This window comes from Nitrospira sp. T9, from assembly GCF_052156535.1.
Classification (GTDB): Bacteria; Nitrospirota; Nitrospiria; order Nitrospirales; family UBA8639; genus Nitrospira_E.
Window position 1 is genome coordinate 39,633 of record NZ_JBQKUP010000041.1, and the last position, 23,007, is coordinate 62,639.

Here is a 23,007-nt window from a genome sequence, read left to right on the forward strand (position 1 = left end):
GATGCCCGTCTCTCAGCGCCTGTTTGGCAGTCACCCCGAAGTCAAAGAAGATTTTCCGGCTGGACACCTTTCTTGAGATTGTACTGAAGCGACACACTTCTCAACTGAGTGAGCAAACAGATTCATCCGATGGAAAGCTTTTGGGCCGCTTGCCTAAAGTCAATCGTGCATGAGGAGCTTTCTGGGAAAACTGGGTTGTTGGAATGGGGATAAGAGAAAGACTCTAATGCAGGCTCCCAAGTTCTTCCTCAGCGATAGCCTGGATGCCGAGGGTAGAACGCAAATAGATCACCGAGTCCGGAGAGTGTATCATGATGCACATGGTTGGGAGAAAACGAGGGGACGATAACTGGAAAACCAATCCGATTGCGCGGTCCGCTCGCGACAGTTTCCGCAACTCCTCTGAAATATGGAATGGCCTGTAGGCGGGGCATTGGCATACCATCAAGGTTTTTCATCTCCGCTGAGCCTGACTTTTGGCGTGAAGCCATTCCATGGGGGTTATCCATGAGCTGTGGTTCCAATAATAGTTGCGTCAAACGGGAGCCGGTGTTGAGCATTGCCATCTCGAATCCTATTGCCCTGTGTCAAGGAATCTGGCGTATGCACAATTGGTCAGGGTGAAAGGCTGGAGGAGAGAAACTGATCGTCCGGTGCGCCGGACGTGTCCTCTATCGCTGCTTTACGACTGAGCCGTATTTTTCCTTGCCTGTCGATTTCCAGGACCTTTACCAGAATGTGGTCACCTTCCGTCACCTCCTGAGAAACCGTCTCGACGCGATAGTAGGCCAACTGGGAAATGTGCACGAGACCCTCCTTGCCAGGCAGAATTTCCACAAAGGCGCCGAAGTCCATAATTTTCTTCACGGTTCCCTGATAGAGTTTTCCGATCTCCGGATCTTCGGTCAGTCCCCGAATCAATTCCATGGCCTTTTGGACAGATGCCTCGTCTACTGCGGATATCAAGATAACGCCGCCATCCTCTACGTTGATCTTGACTCCGCACTCCGCACTGATACTGCGGATCATCTTCCCTCCTGGTCCAATAACATCGCGAACTTTTTCGGCCTTAATGGTGAAGGTCACCATGCGAGGGGAAAAGCTGGAGAGAGTTGATCTGGGAGCCGCCAGGGTCTCTGCCATCCGATCTAGGATATGCAGACGACCTCTCCGAGCCTGTTCCATGGCCTGGCGTATGAGATCCAAAGTGATGCCGGCGATCTTGATGTCCATTTGAAGGGCCGTGATGCCGCGCTGAGTGCCCGTGATCTTTAAATCCATATCGCCCAAATGATCTTCCAGGCCCAAAATATCGGAGAGCACCATGATCTCGTCGCCTCTCTTGATGAGCCCCATCGCAATACCCGCAACGGGTGCGGTGATCGGCACTCCGGCATCCATTAAAGCCAGCGTGCCTCCGCAGACCGTGGCCATCGAGGAAGATCCGTTCGACTCCAGAATGTCGGAGACAATTCTGACGGTATAGGGGAACAAATCCTGACTGGGCATGACCGGTTTGAGGGCCCGCTCCGCCAAGGCTCCATGGCCAATCTCCCGACGTCCGGGAGGACGGAGCGGTCTGGCCTCCCCAACACTGAAGGGTGGGAAATTATAATGAAGCAGAAAGTTCCGGTAGTACGTGCCCTCCAGAGCGTTGATTTGCTGTTCATCGTCCGAGGAGCCCAGAGTGACAACGACCAGGCTCTGCGTCTCTCCTCTGGTAAAGAGCGCTGACCCATGGGTGCGCGGCAAGACTCCGACTTCGCACGTAATGGCGCGGATATCTGTCGGTCCACGCCCATCTACCCGGGTCCTTCTCCAGCATCATGGTACGGACTTCCTGATATTCAAGCGAGGCAAACACTTGCTTCACCTGTCTGCTGCGATCGGGATCGGCGGACTTCAACCGCTCCACGACATCATTGAGGATTTGCTCCATTCGCTCCTGGCGAGCCGTCTTGTCAGGGATGCGGACTGCCTCGCGAATGGGAATGGCGACGAATGCCCGCACAAACTCGGCCAACTTCGGATCGATCTGCTCGGTCACGATCGGTCGTTTGGGTCGCCCTGTCATATCTCTCAAGTCGCATATGGCGGTCACAATATTTTTGATTTCCCTATGCGCCAGCTCGATGGCCTGAATCAGCACGGTTTCCTGTAATTCCTTCCCACCGCCTTCGACCATCATTACCGCTTCGGCGGTTCCGGCTACAACCAGATTGAGATCGCCCGCCTCAAGGGACTTCAGATCAGGATTGATCACAAACCGGTCGTTGACGCGGCCGATCCGGATGCCGGCGATGGGATCATCAAAGGGAATATCGGATATGGCAAGGGCCGCGGACGCCGCGATCATACCCACCATGTCCGACAAGCCTGTCTCGTCCGCCGAGATGACCGATACGATCACCTGGGTATCAAAGTAATAGCTTTCCGGAAAAAGCGGTCGGAGGGGACGATCGATCAGGCGACTGGTCAGAACCTCCTTTTCCGAAGGGATCCCCTCACGTTTAAAAAATCCTCCTGGTATCTTCCCTACGGCGTACGCTTTTTCCTGATAATTAACCGTCAACGGGAGAAAGTCCGTGCCCGGTTTCACCGTTTGTGAAGCGACAGCAGTAGCCAGTACCACAATATCACCATAAGAGGCCAGGACAGCCCCGTTGGCCTGTTTCGCCATTCTCCCCGTTTCAAGTGTCAGGTGCCTGCCTGCCACGTCTACCTTAATCACATGTGTCACTGATTATCCTTTCTGATATAAATTTCGTTACCTGATCCTTGAAAAGGAAGCAGTCGAGTCTGCCTCTTCCCATAATCCTGCTGCCTTGTGCGCCTTCACCTCGGGCGCCCAGTCGGCTGATGCAAGACTGTCTAATGATTCTCGGTGGTGTCGTACCTCTGTCGGAGGTTTTCTGCGGATTCTATCTATTATGTGGGGGATAGGTTTCAAGGAAGGCAAATGTACAGTAAGGCTACACATAAGGTCAAGGTGTTCTGTGCCTCAGTTTCCCACCGACATTCACCAGATCTGGTGGGTCCCTTTGTGTGTCACCCATTGAAAGGCTCTTCGTATGAATGTTTTGTCGTGTTGCTATGGCGCAATTTTCACGATAGCGTTCCAATGAAGTCTGCCTGGCGCGTGTAGGTTCAGGACGGGGATATGGTTCGTGGAATAAAATGGATGGATCGCCGTCAGAATTATCCCTCTGTTTGGAAAATTGACAGAATGTTCAGTAAAGCTGTACATTTTTGGTTTAGCGCATGAAAGCTCCGTTCGCTTTGAACTGACACCAGACAGAGGAACGAATACACACACAATGATGGGTGTCAAAGGCTTCCCCTTAGCGGGATTCGGGTTCGCTAAAGGCGTATTCAAGCCGCACGCAGACTGCCCTACCTTCAATATTAGTCAGTATTGTTGGTCCAGTCTTTGTTGGAAGATCAAACAGCCGGAGTTGAGGCTTAAGGCTGGCGCCTTCTGAGGGTGTCCTTGCGCCTGTCATGATCCGAGGATCACATAATAACGATGAAGGAGGATCGAGATGCCGAAAGCTAAACGAGAAAAGAACTGTTATGTGTGCGAGAAAGACGATTGGATACGAATGAGTTTTATGATGTGCGGCCAATGCCGACGCCATTATTGTAGCCGACATGGCGATCCTAAAATGGATGAGTGCACGGCCTGTCTGGAAACAAGCGAGGAAACATAAACCGGGGCATCGTTTGCCTGCCAGGTAAGTCGATAACCTCTATGGGAGAGCCATGTGAATCCAGGAGCGATGATGCCCACCCCCCAAGTCAAACACGAAATTCGGACCGAGGCCGGTAAGCGACGGACCTTTGCTATCATCAGCCATCCTGACGCGGGCAAAACGACGCTGACTGAAAAACTCCTGCTCTATTCAGGGATGATCCGCACCGCCGGCATGGTGGGAGCCCGCAAAAACCGGAAACTGGCCACGTCGGATTGGATGGAAATGGAGCAGGAGCGCGGGATTTCCATCACCGCCTCGGCGATGCAATTTCCCTATAAACAGGCCGTGATCAACGTGTTGGATACGCCGGGCCATCAAGATTTTTGCGAAGATACCTATCGGACCCTCACGGCGGCCGATAGCGCGATTATGGTGATTGACGCCGCAAAGGGGGTAGAGACGCAAACCCGTAAGCTATTTGAAGTCTGCCGTCTTCGCCGGATTCCCGTGCTGACATTCATCAACAAGATGGACTTGCCCGGACGGGCTCCGCTTGATCTGATGGCGGAAGTGGAAGACGTGTTGGGGATTCACGCCAGTCCCATCAACTGGCCCATCGGGTCCGGACGGGATTTCCTCGGTGTGGTGAATCGAGAGACAAGGCGGGTGTTGTTGTATACCAGGACGGCGGCAAGAGGGGCGGCCAAACCGGATCTGACAGAGTTGGCTTTGGATGCTCCCTCCCTCAAAAGCCGTGTGCCGGATTATGTGTGGGAAGAGCTGACGCACGATTTGGAATTGTTGGAAATCGCTGGAAATCCGTTTTCCAGAGAGGCGTTTCAAAATGGAAACGTGACACCAGTCTTTTTCGGGTCGGCGTTGACTAATTTCGGTGTGGAAACATTTTTCGATGCATTTGTCGAACTCGCGCCTGCGGCTCACGGCCGATTAGCGGATACGCCGGATGGCCGCGAGCTCATGATCGATCCGGTCGACACGCCCTTCAGTGCCTATGTGTTTAAACTTCAGGCGAATATGAATCCACGGCATCGTGACAGCACGGCGTTTTTACGGGTGTGTTCCGGGAGATTCGAGCGGGATGTGGTGGTTAAACATCATCGGACCAACACGGAGGTGCGTCTCTCGCGGCCCCACAGTATGGTGGCGAAGGAACGCAATACGGTCGATGTAGCCTATCCCGGCGATGTCATTGGGATTATCAATCCCGGAATTTTTCAAATCGGTGACACGATTTCGATGGCGGACGGCTTTAATTATAAACCGCTTCCACAATTTCAACCTGAAGTGTTTGCCCGGGTCCGCCCCACCGTTACCACCATGCGGAAATCGTTCGACAAAGGGATCGAGCAACTTGCCAGGGAAGGGACCATTCAAATCCTGCGAAGTCTGGACGGGCTGGAATTTTTTGTCGCGGCAGTAGGCCGGTTGCAGTTCGATGTCCTGGAGTTTCGATTGCAGAGTGAATACCGGGTCAAGGTGGTGGTGGATATGCTGCCCTATGAATCCAGCGCGTGGCTGGTGGGTGATGTGGAGACGTTTAAGCCTCCCTCCGATGCGCTGGTGGTCAAAGACAGTCAAGATCGGGCCGTGGTGTTGTTCCGGAGTGCCTGGTCGAAAAACTTCGCCCGCGAGCGCAATCCGCAACACGATTTTAAAGATATGGCATAGATTGGCAGGCCGCCTCTCCAGTGGAAGATGGATTTCGCTCGTGCAGATGCTCGGCTACCCATTGCGCGTGGGGGGGGGCGCGGAAGATGGCCCGCTTGTTGTGTTGTGTACATTCAGCCAAGGGCCCAATTTAGTGGGTGTGATTCTCATGGGACAGTAAAGCTAGTTCTCCAGATCGGCCTGCAGGAAAGCAGCGTACATCTCGGTTACGGGTTCTTCTCCGGCGTAGCCGGGATCGTCTCATTGCTTGCGCCTGAATACACTGTCCTGGTAGGAGCGCTGCCTGGTCCAGTGCGAATTTATGGCTGTGATATTTTTTCGTTTACACATCTGGCTTGTGTGAGTGAGTATTCTGTGATACTGTCATGTCTATCGTGTAGGATCTTTTCTTTCCAGGGGCTACAGAACCCCAGACGCAGAAACAGATCCTACACGATTTTTTTGTTCGAACCCTCCTTGGTCTCCTGAAAACAGGAACATTCCAGCAAGCATCCAGGAGTTGTGTGATGGGACAGAAAGGGTGGTCGGCTTGAGCCGTCACTCCTAGGGCTCCTTGGCGTGTGTTTTTTGAAAAAATCTGTCTGAATCAAAGCAAGGATCATTGATGATACAAGAGATAGTTGCCAAAATCCGTGAAGGGATGAATATCAGAAACGATCTGCTCGCAGGTCTCGTCGTCGCACTGGCACTCATCCCTGAAGCGATTGCCTTTTCGGTCATCGCCGGGGTAGACCCCAAGGTGGGGTTGTACGCCTCGTTCTGTATGGCCACCGTCATCGCCTTTGCCGGCGGTCGACCGGGCATGATCTCGGCTGCCACGGGTGCGATGGCGCTGTTGATGGTTACCCTGGTCAAAGACCATGGGTTGCAGTACCTGTTGGCCGCTACGGTGCTGACGGGTGTGCTGCAGGTCGTTGCCGGCTGGTTTCGACTTGGTTCCCTGATGCGCTTTGTGTCGCGCTCCGTGATCACCGGCTTCGTCAATGCGTTGGCCATCCTCATCTTCATGGCGCAACTGCCTGAGCTGACCGGTGTGAGCTGGGAGGCCTATGCGATGGTGGGCGCCGGCCTGGCCATCATCTACCTCTTTCCGCACCTTACCAAGAGTGTGCCGTCTCCGCTGGTAGCCATTACGGTGTTGACGGGTGTGTCCATTGGTCTTGGCTTGGATATCCGCACCGTGGGCGACATGGGCCAACTCCCTGACACCCTTCCGATGTTCCTGCTGCCGGATGTGCCGCTGCATTGGGACACCCTCCGAATCATCTTCCCGGTGTCGGCCACCCTGGCCGTGGTGGGGCTGCTGGAATCCATGATGACCGCATCCATCGTCGATGACCTGACGGATTCCTCAAGCAACAAAAATCGGGAATGCGTGGGACAGGGCATCGCCAATATTACCTCGGGTTTCATCGGCGGCATGGCCGGATGCGCCATGATCGGGCAGTCGGTCATTAACGTGAAATCGGGTGGACGCGGGCGGCTCTCGACCCTGGTTGCAGGCGTGTTTCTGTTGCTGATGGTGGTGTATATCGGTGACTGGGTGGCCCGAATCCCGATGGTTGCACTGGTTGCCGTGATGATCATGGTCGCGATCGGCACCTTCAATTGGGCCTCAATCCGCAATCTGCGGGAGCATCCCAAAAGCTCCAACGTGGTGATGATCGCCACCGTGGTGGTGGTCGTGGCCACTCATGATCTTGCGAAGGGCGTGCTCGTTGGCGTGCTGTTGTCCGGTTTCTTTTTCGCTCACCAAGTCGGACAGATTTTGCATATTGGCTGGAAGTCGGAGAATCAGGGCCGTCTGCGCACCTATATCATTACCGGGCAGGTGTTCTTTGCCTCGGCTGAGCGGTTTGTCAATTCTTTTGATTTCAAGGAAGTGATCGAAAAGGTTCGCATTGACGTGAGCCGTGCCCACTTCTGGGATCTGACTGCTGTCAGCGCGTTGGATAAAGTCATCCTCAAGTTTCGCCGCGAGGGAACGGAAGTCGAGGTCATCGGGCTGAATGAAGCCAGCGCCACGATGGTGGATCGCTTCGCCGTCCATGACAAACCCGATGCCGTGGAACAGGTGATGGGCCACTGAGAGGAACACATCTGGTGAAAAACGTGAAAAAGTGGCGGGTCATCAAGAACGAGAATAAGGTGCTGGCCTGCGTCGATCAATCGCATTTTGCCGAATACGTGGCCGACTATGCGGCCTGGGCGGCATGCCGCATGGCGGCACCGCTGGAATTTCTCCATGTGATCGATCGGCATCCCGAGATTGCAACCGGCCACGATCACAGCGGTGCCATCGGGATCGATGCGCAGGAAGTGCTGTTGAACGAGCTGTCCAATGAGGATGAGTCCCGCAGCAAGGCGGCCCGTGAGCGTGGCCGGATCTTCTTGAACGAATTACGGGAGCGGGCCATGGTCTCGGGAGTCGAATCTCCCGATGTTCGCCAACGCTACGGGGTCTTGGAAGAGACCTTGGTGGAGCAGGAAGAAGGGGTGCGTCTGTTCGTCCTGGGTCGCCGGGGTGTCTCGGCGGAGTCGACCCAGCGTGATTTGGGACGCAATGTTGAGCGGGTGGTGCGCGCCCTGCACAAACCGATTCTCGCGGTCACCGATAGCTTCACCGAGCCTCGCCGGGTCATGATTGCCTTCGATGGGGGGATCGTCACCCGACGAGGGGTAGAAATGGTGGCGGCCAGCCCGCTCTTCCGTGGCCTGCCGGTGTATCTTCTGATGTCAGGCAAAGAAAGTCAGAGTGCCCCTAAACAGCTTGAATGGGCCAAGACCACATTGGAGGCCGCAAACTTTGAGGTTTTTCCTTCACTCATTCCCGGCGATGCAGAACGCGTCATTGCCAAAGCGGTCCATGAGCAGGGCATCGATATGCTGATCATGGGCGCGTACAGCCATTCTCCTCTTCGCAGCCTGGTATTCGGCAGCAAAACCTCCGACTTGTTGCGTTCAGCTAAAGTTCCGACGCTGTTGCTCCGATAGAGTATCTGGCGTTACTTCGTTTTAATCTGGTACCACCACATTAAAAAAGTGAAAACAGAGTAGCTGTGACTGGTTGTCGCCACTTGCAGCTTTGGTAAATGAGCCAGGGAATCTCAGTGATGTTCAACATTCGAAGGGGTGATCGTAGAAGAAAAAAGAATAAGCCAGGCATGCCTATGCCTCGCTTGTCGGAGTGAAAACTCTGTGATACCGTAACGCTTATCGTGTAAGACCTCTTTTTCCGGGGCGACAGACCCCTCGAAATGGAAACAGGGACTTACACGATTTTTTTGTGCAAACCCTCCGTGGCCTCCTGAAAGCAGGAACAATCCCACAAGGATTTAGGAGTTGTGTAATAAGGTAGCAACGGTTGTCAGGGTGAGCTGATATCTGAATATGTTGAATCGTGTGCGTAAATTATTTGTGGTGTTTTCGTGAAAAGAAAGAAGAATACGTGATGGTAAAGATAGTAAAAAAGATTGTGGCCAAAATCGGTGAGGGAATCAAGAATGCCTCTGACATTGGCTATCATATTGTAATTCTGTGTCTAAGTGCGGGGATTGCGATGTCGCTCCCTACCGTGGCCAGAAGTTTTCTGACCTATTGGACAAGAGTGGAAAAGGAAAAAATGTCGATCGTGGCGTTGGAAATAGGCGTCGCGGCGTTACTGATTGTGGTGATGACCTATATCCGACGGAGTTGGCAGGATCGGAAGCTGGCCAAAATGGCGATCGATGCGGGCTTCGTGTCATTTTTCCCCAAACGGGCGCGGCGGGCTGAGGATGGGATTCGCAAACTTCGGCAGACCCAGGGGCGTGGCAGGACGGTCCTGGTCATCGGGTCAAGCGGGTATGACACCTTGCGTGATCAGGTGGGGGACTTATCGACCATTCTGGATAAATGCCTGGGAGCCAACATCATGCTGGTGAATCCCTTTAGCCAAGGGGCCAGTGCACGTATCCGGGCAATTGCGGATCCATTGATGTCGATTGAAAAATATCGAGCGGGCGTCAGGCAAAGTATTGAATTGCTCAAACGGCTTCAGGGGGTCGGAAAATCCGTCAAACTGAAACTCTATTCGGATCCTCCTCTTCTGAAATTGGTCATTCTTGGAGACTATCTCTGGATGCAGCATTACCATACCGATCTGGATATTCAGGAGATGCCCGAATACGTCTTGCGACACAACGCCAATGATCACGGGCTGTACACGTTGTGTTATCAATATTTCGTGCAGCGATGGGAACAGACCGACATACCGGAATACGATCTGGTTACCGATGAGCTGGTCTATCGGGATAAAAATGGCCGGGAAATCAGAAGAGAACAGTTCTGGCCGGATGACGTCCCGCAAAGCATCGAGCAGGGGAGAGAGGTGCCAGTGTTGGCCTCAACGCCACACACGCCCATGACCCGTCCGGTTCTGGAACATGCCATGTGTCGAACAACGAATGAGATCGCAAGACCGCACTTCTAGATTTCGTGCCGTGTATCCTCGTCAAATCTCCGACTGAAAATATTTACTTACTTTGGTCCGACGCCTGCCGGCTGGCCCAAGTAGGGACTCTCTCATCCGCTGGCGGGCTTTGTTTGAGCCTGGCGAGTTGGTCCGCCCTCCTGCGTCCCTACATTTCAATAAGGCCAGACGGGGCGTCAATGGTTTTGGGTCCTTTTCCCGAAAGAAAAGGACCTCGATTGCCGGGGCGAAACCCGGCAACACAGAACATCACGTTGACACAAGAGTTGAGTAGAATAAGTCTGATGTGCGAATTGGCCATCGCTTTTTTTCTGACCAACTCCAATATGGATTTTCGATACACATTGGTAATCTGTAGGGCCAGAACCCACAAAGACCCGGATCATCGCACTCAGATTTACAAGACAGTAGATCATGATCGTCATGGGGTCAGCTTGCGGTGGTACGCGGTATGGCCAAGGCTGGCAGGGTCTTCATCACCGAAGAACTCGTAGTCACACTGAAAACATTTTTCACGGGCTTTCATATGTAACCCAACGGCCGCCGGTTGAGCGGCTGCGTTTCTCAGCGGCCCGTTCCAACCGCTTGTTGGACCGTTGTTTATCGGAGGCCCGGAAAGAGACGGGACCCGCGGAAAACTGTGGCAATCTCCACCGCACCTACCCGCATTCGATATACGATGCGATACGGGGACTCAATCACTTCGCGAATCTCCGGATCATTGCGTTCGGGCACCTTGCGACCCGATCCCGGAAACGCCTCAAGTCGCTCAACCGTCTTCACGATCGGCCCACCACCAACTCCGCAACGCGCGGGGAATCTTCAGCTATGTACGCTCGGATGGCTTCCATATCACGGAGTGCTTGAGGCGACCAAATGATTTGAGTCACAACCCGAGCCGACGCTTGATTTCGTCATGCGGAATACCTTCTCCCGCATCAAGCTCAGCCAAGCCTGCATCAATCTTGGCGAGAAATACCAGTCGCTCAATGGCGTCGTCATATGTCGCATCAGATGGCAAATTCTGCAAGGACTCCAGAATGCGGTCTCGTATGGTTTCAGATGACATATTCCGATTATACCTTTCCCCTACCGCAATTTACACTGTCAGAAGTGTCCTCCTAACGTTCACCATCATCGACGGCGGCGCCCAGCGCCGTCCGCTGCATGCTCATGACCGAACCAGGAACGATTCCCTCTTCATCAAGATCTTTGCCTTCGAATACCGAGTTCGTTGGAATCTCGACATTCGTGATCCACTACACTTCAATCTTGCGGAGCAGGGCAACCATGTCGGAGAGGCACTCTTCGAAGTCCGCTGGGAGACCTTCGGACCCCAGTATGGAGAACAGCTTGTGTGCCAAGATATTTCGGCAGGCTTTTATGCGATCGAGCGTGGACAAGTTGCCGTCATCGATCGAGTGCATCTCCTTCAACCATTCGAGGATGGCATAGACAGGGTTCCTGTTCCGACCAAGAACTTCGGATTGGAATTGGGGATGGATCTTGTCGCCCGACTTAGATCCGAGGCCTGCCGTCTGGCCCAACGGAGGGACGCTCACATCCGCTGGCGGGCCTTGTTTGAGCCCTTCGACAAAGCTCAGGACAGGCCCGGCGAGTTGGTCCACCCTCCTGCGTCCCTACATTTTAATAAAGCCAGACGGGGCGTTAATGGTTTTGGGTCCTTTTGCGAAACAAAAGGACCTCGCCTGCCGGGGCGAAACCCGGCAACATGGAACATCACGCTGTCACAAAAGGAAGGTTTTTACGACGTATGCCCTTACTCCTCGTCGAGACTAGGGCGAAAAAGAAATGGTCCATAAATAACAGCGAATAGCAGATAGCCGCCGCTCCATATCATCGCCGACAGGCTAAGCACCAGAGAGGTCGAGAGGTCGGTGGCCGGACCAAAAACCCGTAGCATCGCACCCAGGTTCACGAGACTGTAGATCACAACCGTCATGGTGTCTGCGTGCCGGGGGCGCCCGGTATGACCCAGGCTGGCACGGGTCATGATGGCCAGGGTCATCGAGCCCACGGCTCCGGTCGTGAGTACGTGCACCGCATCCTCCTGGCGCAATCCAAATCCTAGAATCGCGGCTCCCAGGATAAGCAGCGATATGGCCAGCCACCCATAACCCACGTGCAGGATGAGCACCAACGGTTCACGCCAGGTCATCCAGCCGTACCAGCGCAACAGACGAATGAGATTTACCAATCCCGCTATGAGCAAAATCCAGCCGGTCACCAGGGCATCCGGCTGGACCGTCCAGGCCATAGCGGCAATGGCGGCGAGCAGGATCGACGCACCGTCGAACCGGGAAAAGGATGGAGGTTGTTGGAGCATGCCGTGCTCGCTCAGATAATCGAGTGTAAAACTGGGAATGACGCGCCCACCGATTAGGGCTAACAACATGATAATGACCGAGAGCGCCATACGCTCGGGGAAATCCGTCGCCGCGTCGCTCAGAGCCCGGATATGAAAGAGCAGATTGGCGAGGGCATAGAGACTGATTAATATGCCGATGGGGGAACGATCCCAGGCCTTCCCGAGGGCAATTTCCCGCCAGACAATGACGGCCAGCGCAACCAGAAAGGCCCCGTCAACGATGGCGCAGACAATGGGCGGAGGCCAGGGGATGGCAATGACCAGGCGTCCTGCCAGCCATAATGCCCACAGCACCATCAGCGGTAATCCTTTGATTGGAGGACGGTCCGTCCAGTTGGGCATGGCGGTAAAGAGAAATCCCGCGATTACGGCCGGAAGAAAACCGAAGATCATTTCATGCACATGCCATTCTCGCGGGACATACAGGAAATCGGTGTTGTCAACTCCGGAAAGAATCATGGCCCAGATCGGGAGTGCCACCCCGGCAAAGACGGCGGCACTCAGAAAAAAGGGTCGAAATCCATATGAAAAAAATGCCAGTCCCTGAATGCGGGACCCTTGGTTCGTCGGGTTGGTCATATGATCCTTCGTTCTGAAGAGTTGTTCGTGAGATTGGATACGCGCATCATGGTTCGGCTGAAAAAGTCGGAGCTCACCGGCCAGCGATATGGGTGGGGTGAGGTGGAAGGGGAGGAAAGGACAAGTTTGGTTAAAGGGTCTGTTGAAAAAAGCCGCCAGCGGCGTTCTCGCCATTTTTCCGTGCTCACGTACTGGAAGTACGCTCTGCGCGCAAAAATGACTGCGGCCTTTCCTTCGAGAGGCCTCAGGACAGGACTGGACGGACCCTTCGGGAAGACTCAGGGCATACTTTTTTGAACCGCCCCGAGGCCTCTAATATGCAACGTGCCAGTGGGTCAATATGCCCTTGGAAATTATTATTTTTCAACACTCCCCGAATGACAACTTTTGATTCAGACTGACAAGATCTCTTGGGCCGTTGGCGTAGGCTTGGTCATTTTCCATGTAGACATAGAATGAATATGTTATGACTTTGTGCGGTCCATACCAGGTGGTCATCCTGAGCCAGCGGCGAAGGATCTGTGTCGGGTGACGGTGCCACGGCTCACCTAGATCCTTCGGTTCCCTCAGGATGACAACGCTCATAGCCTGTAACCTGGACCAAGCTGTCGTTATCCTTCGGGATTCAGCTGGACTACGTTGCCGCTCCTAGGACCTTGGTAATCAGGGTTTGCGCTTCTTCCTGGATTTGCTTAAGGTGCGAGGCTCCTCGGAAGCTCTCGGCATAAATTTTATAAACATCTTCTGTTCCAGAGGGGCGGGCGGCAAACCAGCCGTTCTCCGTCATGACTTTCAACCCGCCAATAGCACTCCCGGTTCCCGGTGCCGAGGTCAAAATGCCGGTTATCTTTTCTCCTGCGAGCTCGGTTGCCTGAATCTGCTGTGGTGCGAGCTTTTTCAGAATGGCTTTCTGCGCGGGTGTGGCCGGGGCATCGATACGCTGGTAGACCGGGACGCCCAGTTCCTTGGTGAGGTCGAGGTAGAGTTGGCTTGGATCACGTCCCGTCTTGGCCAATATTTCTGCCGCTAACAGATCCAGGATGATGCCGTCCTTATCGGTTGTCCACACGGTTCCGTCATGACGCAAAAAGGATGCGCCGGCACTCTCTTCTCCCCCAAATCCGACGGACCCGTCAAGCAGCCCATCCACAAACCATTTGAACCCGACCGGCACTTCAACCAGACGCCGGCCTATCTTGGCGGCTACCCGATCAATCATGCTGCTACTCACCACCGTCTTTCCGACTGCAGCATCCTTCCGCCAGCCGGAGCGCTGGGTAAAGAGGTACGAAATAGCCACCGCGAGGTAGTGGTTGGGATTCATCAGCCCGGATGTGCGCGTGACGATTCCATGCCGGTCATGGTCGGTATCGTTGGCAAAGGCAATATCGAAACGGTCTTTTAAGGCAATCAAGCCGGCCATGGCGTAGGGTGAGGAACAGTCCATGCGAATCTTCCCATCCCAGTCCAGATTCATGAAGCGAAAGGTTGGATCCACGCCTTCATGCACGACCGTGACCGGGAATCCGTACCGCTCGGTAATAGGTCCCCAATAGTCCACACCTGCGCCACCAAGTGGATCTACTCCGATGGATAGCTTTGCGTCGCGAATCGCCTCCATGTCAATCACGGCGCCTAGATCGCCAACATACGAGCCGACATAATCATGCTGGTGGGTGGTCGAGGCCCGCCGCGCTTTCTCATACGAGACGCGTTGGACCCCGCGCAGGTCATCGGCCAGCAACGCGTTCGCCTGTTTCTCGATCCAGGTGGTCACGTCGGCATCAGCCGGCCCGCCATGGGGCGGATTATATTTGAAGCCACCGTCTTCAGGCGGATTGTGCGAGGGCGTGATGACAATGCCATCGGCCAACCCCGTCTTACGATCACGGTTGTAGGTCAGGATGGCATGGGAAATGACCGGGGTCGGCGTGTACCCGTTGTCGCGGTCTACCATCACGACCACATCATTGGCGGCGAGTACTTCCAGCGTGCTTGCCAGGGCAGGTTCCGAAAGCGCGTGGGTATCCATGCCTAAAAAAAGAGGGCCGTCAATATGCTGTTGTTGACGATACAGGCAGATGGCTTGGGTGGTGGCCAGGATATGCGCTTCATTAAAGGAAAGCTTCAAGGAAGAGCCGCGGTGTCCCGATGTGCCGAAAGCGACCCTTTGCTCCGGCACCGACGGGTCAGGCCGTCCCGTGTAATAGGCGGTGACCAGTCGGGGAATGTTGGCGAGCATGGACGGCTGAGTGGGTTTTCCTGCGAGGGCACTGACCTTCATGGTGATCGCTCCGCGTTCAGAAAGGGATGTATGTGCTATCTCCTGCTTTCAGTGAGAGGAGGCATACCTTACCGAGATTCATCAGAGGATTCAAAGCCTTCATTCTTTCTCATACCGACCTGGCGGTGTCCCGGAGTCGGGTGCAGACTTCGACTCCGTTTTGGATGTGTTCTGTATGGCAGGAATCCTCACCGAAGGTCTGGAAATCTCAGGCATTATGACAGTCTTATCAACATCTTTAACGAAATTCTGTGGATAAGAAAATCATTGACAGCGTATTTTTATTCACGGACATCAATGGGCATCGGTATGGAGACGCATGTCAAGAAAAAAAGTCCTATTTCTACCTTTACTCCTACGCCAAAAAACCTACACCACTTCCTGTAGGGGCATAAAAAAATCTTTATACAATGCTTAAAACAGAGGCAATCTGCTCATTTCCTTTTTATTCCTTAGAAAATCACGCGCTGCACGACAGTATTCACCAGGTTATACACAAAAATTGGGGATGGAATTTTTTTGCCATGGTCTGCATTTTGCCGACCCCAAAATATCAAAGCTTTTTATGTGATGGCTGCCATTCGCGAGGAGCCAAAGGGATGATGGTGCAAAGCATCTCAAAACTATTCCCATCCTCGTTCGTCTCCAACTTTTGCGTTAACCCTAAACGAATTCGAGAGAAGATAATTGTTGATGGACCAGTTCTGATCATCCCTAACATGACAAGTTGGCGAGGGCCTTGCCTGGTGGGGGTGTTTGTCAAATGGGTGAATGTCCCATTGAAGGTTTTACCCTGCATGGGTCACGCCTCATTTTTATGAAGGGGAGTGTTGAATAATAAGGATGTTCAAGGGCAAATTTGCGCAGGATGAGATTACTCCTCAAAGGCTCCGGGTCGGTTCAAAAAAGCATGCCCTGAGTCTTCCCGAAGGGTCCGTCCAGTCCTGTCATGAGGCCTCTCGAAGGAAAGGCCGCAGCCGTTTTTACGCGCGGAGCGTACGCTTAGTACGTGAGCACGGGAAAATGGCGAGAACGCCGCTGGCGATTTTTTTCAACAGACCCATGAAGAGCCATGCCACATAGGTTCGCACCGGCCTGTTTACATAATGCACCTCATTGGTAGAATGAGCGGTGCCTCGCAATCATTCCTCTTTCCCTTTTCCAGCTGTTCGACGCACGGCGTTTCACCATTTATTTCCTGCAAACCATTCCGACGCCTATGTCGTGTCAAAGGTGGACGTGTCATTGTAGATGAGAATGCCTTCGAGCCCTTATCACAGATCTTTCCGTCATTGGAGAATCAGGTCCCATGGACTCCTTTGAATCCTTCGTAGCGACCGTAGCCGGATGGGTATGGGGCCCGCCCATGTTGCTTCTGTTGATCGGCACCGGGTTGTATCTGACCATTCTGCTGAAGGGCTTGCAGTTTCGTGTCCTCCCGCATGCTCTGAAATTAATTTTTCACAAAGAACCGGGCGGCAATGGGGACATCAGTCATTTCGCCGCGCTCATGACGGCCTTATCAGCCACCGTGGGCATCGGGAATATTGTCGGCGTGGCAGCCGCAATCACGCTCGGTGGGCCCGGAGCCGTCTTTTGGATGTGGATGACCGGGCTGGTGGGTATGGCCACCAAATATGGCGAAGCCGTGCTGGCGGTGAAATACCGTGAGCAGGGGGCATACGGAATGCGTGGCGGGCCCATGTATTATTTAGCCAAGGGTGCCGGGCTGCCCTGGTTAGGCTGGCTCTTTGCCTTGTTCACGGCCTGTGCCGCGTTTGGTATCGGCAACATGACGCAGGCTAATGCGGTGGCCGGCATTCTTGAGTCGACCTTTCAGATCCAACCCTGGATCACCGGCGTGGTGTTGATGGGAATGACCGGGGTGGTGATCTTGGGCGGCATCACATCCATTGGCCGGTTTACCTCGGTGCTGGTGCCATTCATGATTGTGGGGTATGTCACGTCAGCTTTGGTTGTCCTGGCCCTGCATGTGACGGAGATCCCACAAGCCCTGATGAGTATCGTCTATCATGCGTGGAATCCGATTGCGGCAGGAGGCGGGTTTGCCGGTGCCACAATGGCCGCCGCCATGCGCTATGGGTTAGCCAGAGGAGTGTTTTCGAATGAATCGGGATTGGGCTCCGCGCCCATTGCCGCCGCCGCCGCACGGACAGACGATCCGGTCCGGCAGGCCCTGGTCAGTATGACGCAGACCTTCATTGATACCCTGGTCGTCTGCAGTATGACGGCGTTGATTATCCTGACTGCGACTCCATGGACACACGGTATCGATGCGGCTCAACTCACCAGCGCCAGTTTCGGGGAAACCCTGGGCCACACAGGAGAACTCATTGTCACCCTCTCGATTACTCTCTTTGCCTATTCGACCTTGATCGGCTGGAATTATTATGGGGAAAAAGCCATTGAGTTTTTGATGGGGCCGAGGGCCATCGTGTATTACCGCGTGATCTTTGTGGCGGTGGTCCTGCTCGGTGCCACGTCCAGGTTGGAATTGGTTTGGAATGTGTCCGATGTCATGAACGGCCTGATGGCCATTCCGAATCTCATCGGATTGCTGTTATTGGCAAAGATTATTAAACAGGAAACGACGCGCTACCTCAGCACGCAAAGCCCAGGCGCAGGCTCCTTGAGGTCTCCTACCCCCCCTCCTGTGTAAAGGTCGGTCGGGGAAGCTGCAAACCTCCCATCAAACCACCAGGTCAACTATCCGGGTGCAGATCATCCGCTGTGCCCAACCCTGCCGAGTTTTTCTACTGTTGAGAGTTGGCACCTCTATTTAGTTGGACCGGGCATCAGGAGTGGACGAACCATTGCCCCAGTTTCAATAAGGCGTAGGGTGTTAGATAAAAAGACAACACGGAAATCACGACCCCTGATACGGCCCCGGACAATCCGCTCATGAACACCCCGATCAAGGGGAGCAAAAACACGATAAGAATCATGGCCAGAGCGATACGTTTATGGTGTTCGTAGAAAGCCTGTCGCCGATCACTCTTCAGGGAATCGGAAAAGGATAAATCGGAAGGAAGTGCCATCCGCACAGTATAGACAAACGGTATGGTGATTGTGAATGCATTCCTCAGTCTTGCATCCTATTCCTTATATAGGATGTTTTATTTCGAAGAGAAATGGAAGGGTGGGGAGAGGCGCTATTCTTCCCAATGTACCGCCTCACGCAGACGAAAGAGACCCACCGCTCGCAAAGCATTCGCCTTCGGGAATGGTAGATCCTCAAGGTCTTTGAACAAAAGATAGGCAACCTCGCGCGTTTTATACATTGGGCGGATGATGTTCTCCTGCTATAGATCAATACGGAAGATAGCGGGAGCAATGAATTCACAATATTCATAAAAGGAGAAGTCGTCCATGGCCACAAAGACTCTGAAAGCTCAGGCAGCACAAATCACCGACATGCTTCGAAAGGACCACAAAAAAGTCAAAGGGCTTTTTAAAAAATTTGAAAAAACGGATAATGCTCAAGAGAAACAAGAGATCCTCGACACGATATTGACGGAGCTGGAAATCCACGCGGAGTTGGAAGAGAAAATCATCTATCCGGCCATTCGCCCGAAAATTAATGACGAAGATCTTATGGATGAGGCCATCGAAGAGCATCATGTCGTGCATAGTGTGATCGGAGAACTTAAAAAGATGAAACCCGCCGCCGAACGTTATGACGCCAAAGTAACCGTACTCGGTGAATTGTGCAAACATCATATTCAAGAAGAAGAGGAAGAAATGCTGCCCAAAGCAGAAAAGCGGGATATCAATTGGGACCGATTGTACGAGCAGGTCATGAAACGGAAAGATCAACTCATGGAGAAGGCGGGATTGTCTTCCAACAACGGCTCACCCACAAATTCGAAGGCGAGGAAAAAGAAATAAGAAGCGCCCCACATAGGTGCGATTAACCGCATGGCTCAAAGGACATTTTTTATCAGTCCCTTGCGCGCCGTCCAACCATGCCGGGCGAGGACACACTTCCGCTGGGAATACTGGTCCTGTTTCTCCTTGTTCCGGCAGCCATTATCCAGGAGGTGAAAGGGGAGGCATTGAGTGTAGGGGATAGGGTTCTCCTCCCATGCTCAAGCTGTCCTAACTGCGTCTCCACGGAGGCTGGGGGGGGATCCATGCGATAGTACTCTATCGGAATTACACAACTTTGAGTGAAACCAAACCGGTGCTGAAACAGGTCTTCAATGAAGACCCTCGCATGGAAGTGACCAAGGAGGAGGATGACCTTCGGTACGAGTCAGAAGTTTTTTCTTGGGTTTTGTAGACGAGGTTGATTTCGTGTTCGATGAGGTCATCAAAATCATACACTTCCGTTCGGCCGCACGTAACGGATCCACTTCCGGCTTATAAAAGCCTATGCACAATACGAACCGTTTAGGGCTGAGCCAGATCCTTCGGAAACCCCTGCCCTGAGTTTTGCCGAATGGGTCAGGATGGTAATTTTTTGAAGTGATTCTGTTTATTTAGCCGTTTACGTGTGGGGAGGAGGAGTGAGCGTGGTGGGATGGATGGTGACGACGATGGATTTGGAGGTCGGCGTGTTGCTTTTGTCTGCCACGCTGTCGATGGGGATGAGGACATTGGCTTCGGGGAAATAGGTCGCCGTGCAGGTTCGGGGAATGGGGTAGGGGACCACGACAAATTGTGGTGCTGTTCGGGTCTGACCTTTGTGGTGACTGACGATATTCACCAGGTCGCCTTTCGCTAAGTGACGCTCCTCCATATCACGCTCATTCATGAACACCACCCGCCGTCCGGCTTGAATGCCCCGGTAGCGGTCATTCAATCCATAGATGGTCGTATTGTATTGATCGTGACTGCGAATGGTCATCATGAGCAATTGATCCGGTCCTAGGTGTATGTCCGGCATCGGGTGGACGGTGAACTGCGCTTTACCCGACGGAGTAGGAAATTGCCGGGCATCGCGGATCGGATTGGCGAGATAGAAGCCGCCCGGTTTGTTGACCCGTGTTGTATAGTTTTCGTGCCCGGGGACGACCTGGCTGATGAGATGACGAATCTCGTCGTAATCGTGAATAAGTAGGTCCCAGTTGATGTGATTCCCCGGCCCATCTTTATTCTCGAAGGTGGCCTTCGCGAGGCTGGCGATAATATCGACTTCACTTTTGAGCAATTCGGATACCGGCTCGAGTCGTCCCTGTGAGGTCTGGACGACCCCCATGGTGTTTTCCGTGGTGATATATTGCGGGATATCATCTTGAAGATCCTTGTCGGTGCGTCCAAGCGCGGGCAGGATCAAGGCCTCGGTTCCGGTGACAAGGTGGGCCCGGTTGAGTTTGGTGGAGATGTGGACGGTGAGGCGGCAGCGGGAAAGTGCCTGAGCGGTATAGGCTGTATCCGGCGTGGCCGAGAGAAAATTGCCGCCGAGCGCGATGAAGACCTTGGCCTTTCCTGCATGCATGGCCTTGATGGCTCGCACCGCGTCATGACCTCTTTTTGTGGGTGGCTGAAAGTGACAGGCCTTCTCGAGGCGATCCAGGAATTCAGGAGAGGGGTTTTCGGTGATGCCCATGGTGCGATCCCCCTGCACATTACTATGCCCACGGACGGGGCAGGGGCCTGCGCCTGGTTTTCCGATGTTGCCCCGCAGCAGGAGAAAGTTGATGATTTCCTGCATGTTGGCCACGGCGTTTTTATGTTGGGTCATGCCCATGGCCCAGGTACAGATGATACATTTGGCTTGTTCAGCAATATCCGCGGCTTTTTGAATGTCTTCGCGGGCAATGCCGCTGCCTTCCTCAATTTTCTCCCATGACATATTCAGGAGGACGGTGGCGAAGTGGTCGAAGCCTTCGGTGTATTGTTGAATGAACGGCAGGTCGAGGATGGAGCCCGGCTGGCTGGCTTCCCGCATGAGCAGTTCCTTCATGATGCCTTTGAGCAGGGCCACGTCGCCGTTGATTTTGATTGGGAGAAACAGCGTGGCGATTGGAGTTCCCTTGCCCAACCAGCGAGTGACTTCCCGGGGATGAATGAACCGGGTGGTCCCGGCTTCGGGAAGTGGATTGATACTGACAATTTGACAGCCTCGTCGTGCGGCCTGCTGAAGGGTGGCGAGCATACGCGGATGGTTGGTGCCCGGATTTTGTCCCAGAATGAAGATGGCGTCGGCCTTATCGAAATCGTCGAGCGTAACGGTGGCTTTGCCGATGCCAATGACTTCTTTTAACGCCACGCTGCTTGACTCGTGGCACATGTTGGACGAATCGGGCAGATTGTTGGTGCCGTAGAGTCGCGCGAAGAGTTGATAGAGGAAGGCGGCTTCGTTGCTGGTGCGCCCGGATGTATAGAAAATGGCTTCGTTGGGATCGTTGAGGTCATTCAGGTGACCGGCGATGGTTTCAAAAGCTTTGACCCATGAAACGGGATGATAATGCGTATCCTCGCTCCGCTTGATCATCGGCCGGATAAGGCGTCCCTGCTGTCCTAGCCAGAAATCTGATTGTCTGCCCAGTTGCTCCAGGGAATAGCGTTGAAAGAATTCTTTGGTGATGATGTTGGTGGTGGCTTCATGGGCGACGGCTTTGACCCCGTTTTCACAAAACTCGGTGATAGCCCGCGCGCCATCGGGATCAGGCCAGCCACACCCCGGGCAATCAAACCCCTGCTTTTGATTGACCCTGAGAAGGGCCTGGCCACCTCGCAGAATGCCGGGTTCGTGCGTGGTGTGTTTGAGAGAAGTGAGAATGGCGGGAATGCCACCGGCGCTCCTGGAGGGCGCGTCAAGTTGAAGGTCGTGAGAATCTTCGATCGGGATTTCCCACGTCGGTGTTGACGGGGCTTCCGGTCTGTCGCGTTGTTCGTCCACCTGTGTCCTCTAGTTGTTGAACCTGGTGAGCTTGAATTCGTCCGGAGTCGTGATAGACCGTCATGCGTTGATGGTCTAAAAACCCCACCAGGGTGATGTTGAATTCTTGTGCCATCTGCACCGCGAGTGTGGAGGGTGCGCCCACGGCGGCCACAAACGGGATACCGCCCATAGAGGCTTTCTGCATGAGTTCGAAGCTGGCCCGACCGCTGACGAGCACCACATGGTGATGCAGAGGAAGGTGGTTATTGATCAGGGCCCATCCCAGGACTTTATCCAACGCATTGTGCCGTCCGACATCTTCCCGCACACAGAGCAGAGCGTCCCTGTCATCAAACAAGCCTGAGGCATGACAGCCTCCGGTTTTCTGAAAGAGTTGTTGCTCGGCGGCCATGCGTTCCGGCAGACAGAATAACATGTCTTGGGTGACGGAAGGGGAGGCAAGATGTTTAATCGTTTGGCCAAATTGGTTGTTGATTTTAAGGGCCTCGATGGACGTTTTGCCGCAGATCCCGCAACTGGAAGTGGTATAAAAATTCCGGTCCATCGTGGCGGTCTTCACCGACACGTGAGAGTGCAGCTTCACTCGCACAATATTGTGAAAATTCTGCCCTTCGACGATTGGTCCACATGGGCGAATTTCTTTAATGTCGTCCCATCCGGCAATAATCCCTTCGGTAAACAGAAATCCTGCGGCCAGTTCCATATCCTGTCCGGGAGTCCGCATGGTGATCGAAACACTTTTCCGATGAGGCTGCCCGTTGACCCAATACTCCAGTCGAATTTCAAGCGGTTCTTCGATCGCTAACTGATCTGGTCTGGTGGGTACAACCGGGGGGGCGGAATCGGGGGAAAAGATCGTGCCCTGCGTCGAATAAAGTTTGGTTGCCATGCTCCAAACCTCTTTATCGTTGAATGGCCAAGTGCCATTGGTCTCAGTGGAGTATACCTATTATAGCTCCCTTCCTTCTCCTATGCACGGCGGAATTCTTTTTCGGTCGAAGAAGGTCTGACGTATCCCATTTTAGGCAA

At 53.6% G+C, this 23,007-nt stretch carries 16 protein-coding genes and 2 pseudogenes; 9 read left to right on the forward strand and 9 right to left on the reverse strand.

The window, feature by feature from the left end:
• Window positions 1-615: 615 nt before the first annotated feature.
• Window positions 616-2,740 (reverse strand): annotated as a pseudogene (pnp, locus tag ACTRXD_RS17110) (polyribonucleotide nucleotidyltransferase).
• A gap of 1,039 nt (window positions 2,741-3,779) precedes the next feature.
• On the opposite strand from pnp, the gene ACTRXD_RS17115 reads away from it, so the two are divergent.
• From ACTRXD_RS17115 to ACTRXD_RS17130, 4 genes are all read left to right on the forward strand, one after another.
• Complete coding sequence (locus ACTRXD_RS17115; protein ID WP_442432997.1) at window positions 3,780-5,384, forward strand: peptide chain release factor 3; 1,605 nt, start codon at window positions 3,780-3,782, stop codon at window positions 5,382-5,384.
• Between the two features lie 640 nt (window positions 5,385-6,024).
• Window positions 6,025-7,473 (forward strand): SulP family inorganic anion transporter, encoded by a 1,449-nt coding sequence (locus ACTRXD_RS17120; RefSeq protein ID WP_442433432.1) that lies wholly within the window; start codon window positions 6,025-6,027, stop codon window positions 7,471-7,473.
• 41 nt (window positions 7,474-7,514) lie between these two features.
• The gene (locus ACTRXD_RS17125; RefSeq protein WP_442433433.1) at window positions 7,515-8,378 is read left to right on the forward strand and encodes a universal stress protein; all 864 of its coding nucleotides are present in this window, start codon (window positions 7,515-7,517) and stop codon (window positions 8,376-8,378) included.
• 457 nt (window positions 8,379-8,835) lie between these two features.
• Complete coding sequence (locus tag ACTRXD_RS17130; RefSeq protein ID WP_442432998.1) at window positions 8,836-9,855, forward strand: hypothetical protein; 1,020 nt, start codon at window positions 8,836-8,838, stop codon at window positions 9,853-9,855.
• 600 nt (window positions 9,856-10,455) lie between these two features.
• Here the strand turns inward: ACTRXD_RS17130 and ACTRXD_RS17135 are convergent.
• The 3 genes from ACTRXD_RS17135 to ACTRXD_RS17145 are packed head-to-tail and all read right to left on the reverse strand — an operon-like array spanning window position 10,456 to window position 10,924.
• Entirely contained in the window at window positions 10,456-10,638 is a 183-nt protein-coding gene (locus ACTRXD_RS17135) for a type II toxin-antitoxin system RelE/ParE family toxin (protein WP_442432999.1), read from the reverse strand.
• Window positions 10,635-10,706, reverse strand: coding sequence for a hypothetical protein (locus tag ACTRXD_RS17140; protein WP_442433434.1), 72 nt, complete (start codon window positions 10,704-10,706; stop codon window positions 10,635-10,637). The genes ACTRXD_RS17135 and ACTRXD_RS17140 overlap by 4 nt, the downstream gene beginning before the upstream one ends.
• A gap of 35 nt (window positions 10,707-10,741) precedes the next feature.
• Window positions 10,742-10,924, reverse strand: coding sequence for a hypothetical protein (locus ACTRXD_RS17145; protein WP_442433000.1), 183 nt, complete (start codon window positions 10,922-10,924; stop codon window positions 10,742-10,744).
• Between ACTRXD_RS17145 and ACTRXD_RS17150 the strand changes: the two genes are divergently transcribed.
• Window positions 10,908-11,678, forward strand: coding sequence for a hypothetical protein (locus ACTRXD_RS17150; RefSeq protein ID WP_442433001.1), 771 nt, complete (start codon window positions 10,908-10,910; stop codon window positions 11,676-11,678). The two genes, ACTRXD_RS17145 and ACTRXD_RS17150, sit on opposite strands and share 17 nt — an antisense overlap.
• On the opposite strand, the gene ACTRXD_RS17155 is transcribed toward ACTRXD_RS17150, so the two are convergent.
• Window positions 11,636-12,823: an NnrS family protein gene (locus ACTRXD_RS17155; RefSeq protein WP_442433002.1), complete on the reverse strand. Its 1,188-nt coding sequence runs from the start codon at window positions 12,821-12,823 to the stop codon at window positions 11,636-11,638. The two genes, ACTRXD_RS17150 and ACTRXD_RS17155, sit on opposite strands and share 43 nt — an antisense overlap.
• Between ACTRXD_RS17155 and ACTRXD_RS17160 the strand changes: the two genes are divergently transcribed.
• A complete protein-coding gene (locus ACTRXD_RS17160; RefSeq protein WP_442433003.1) occupies window positions 12,824-13,120 on the forward strand; it encodes a hypothetical protein in 297 nt (98 codons plus the stop codon).
• Between the two features lie 337 nt (window positions 13,121-13,457).
• Here the strand turns inward: ACTRXD_RS17160 and pgm are convergent, their stop codons facing one another.
• Complete coding sequence (gene pgm, locus ACTRXD_RS17165; RefSeq protein WP_442433004.1) at window positions 13,458-15,107, reverse strand: phosphoglucomutase (alpha-D-glucose-1,6-bisphosphate-dependent); 1,650 nt, start codon at window positions 15,105-15,107, stop codon at window positions 13,458-13,460.
• A gap of 1,309 nt (window positions 15,108-16,416) precedes the next feature.
• Between pgm and ACTRXD_RS17170 the strand changes: the two genes are divergently transcribed.
• On the forward strand, window positions 16,417-17,787 hold the full coding sequence (locus tag ACTRXD_RS17170) for an alanine/glycine:cation symporter family protein (RefSeq protein ID WP_442433005.1): 1,371 nt from the start codon (window positions 16,417-16,419) through the stop codon (window positions 17,785-17,787).
• Window positions 17,788-17,923: 136 nt separating this feature from the next.
• Here the strand turns inward: ACTRXD_RS17170 and ACTRXD_RS17175 are convergent, their stop codons facing one another.
• Window positions 17,924-18,166 (reverse strand): hypothetical protein, encoded by a 243-nt coding sequence (locus ACTRXD_RS17175; protein WP_442433006.1) that lies wholly within the window; start codon window positions 18,164-18,166, stop codon window positions 17,924-17,926.
• Window positions 18,167-18,497: 331 nt separating this feature from the next.
• On the opposite strand from ACTRXD_RS17175, the gene ACTRXD_RS17180 reads away from it, so the two are divergent.
• Together ACTRXD_RS17180 and ACTRXD_RS17185 are read left to right on the forward strand one after the other, a co-directional pair.
• Window positions 18,498-19,016 (forward strand): hemerythrin domain-containing protein, encoded by a 519-nt coding sequence (locus ACTRXD_RS17180; RefSeq protein WP_442433007.1) that lies wholly within the window; start codon window positions 18,498-18,500, stop codon window positions 19,014-19,016.
• Between the two features lie 372 nt (window positions 19,017-19,388).
• Window positions 19,389-19,496, forward strand: a pseudogene (locus tag ACTRXD_RS17185) (DUF1499 domain-containing protein); the annotation flags it as partial.
• A 121-nt stretch (window positions 19,497-19,617) separates the two neighbouring features.
• On the opposite strand, the gene ACTRXD_RS17190 reads toward ACTRXD_RS17185, so the two are convergent.
• Window positions 19,618-21,975: an FdhF/YdeP family oxidoreductase gene (locus ACTRXD_RS17190; RefSeq protein ID WP_442433008.1), complete on the reverse strand. Its 2,358-nt coding sequence runs from the start codon at window positions 21,973-21,975 to the stop codon at window positions 19,618-19,620.
• A complete protein-coding gene (gene fdhD, locus ACTRXD_RS17195; RefSeq protein WP_442433009.1) occupies window positions 21,890-22,867 on the reverse strand; it encodes a formate dehydrogenase accessory sulfurtransferase FdhD in 978 nt (325 codons plus the stop codon). The genes ACTRXD_RS17190 and fdhD overlap by 86 nt, the downstream gene beginning before the upstream one ends.
• Window positions 22,868-23,007: the final 140 nt, after the last annotated feature.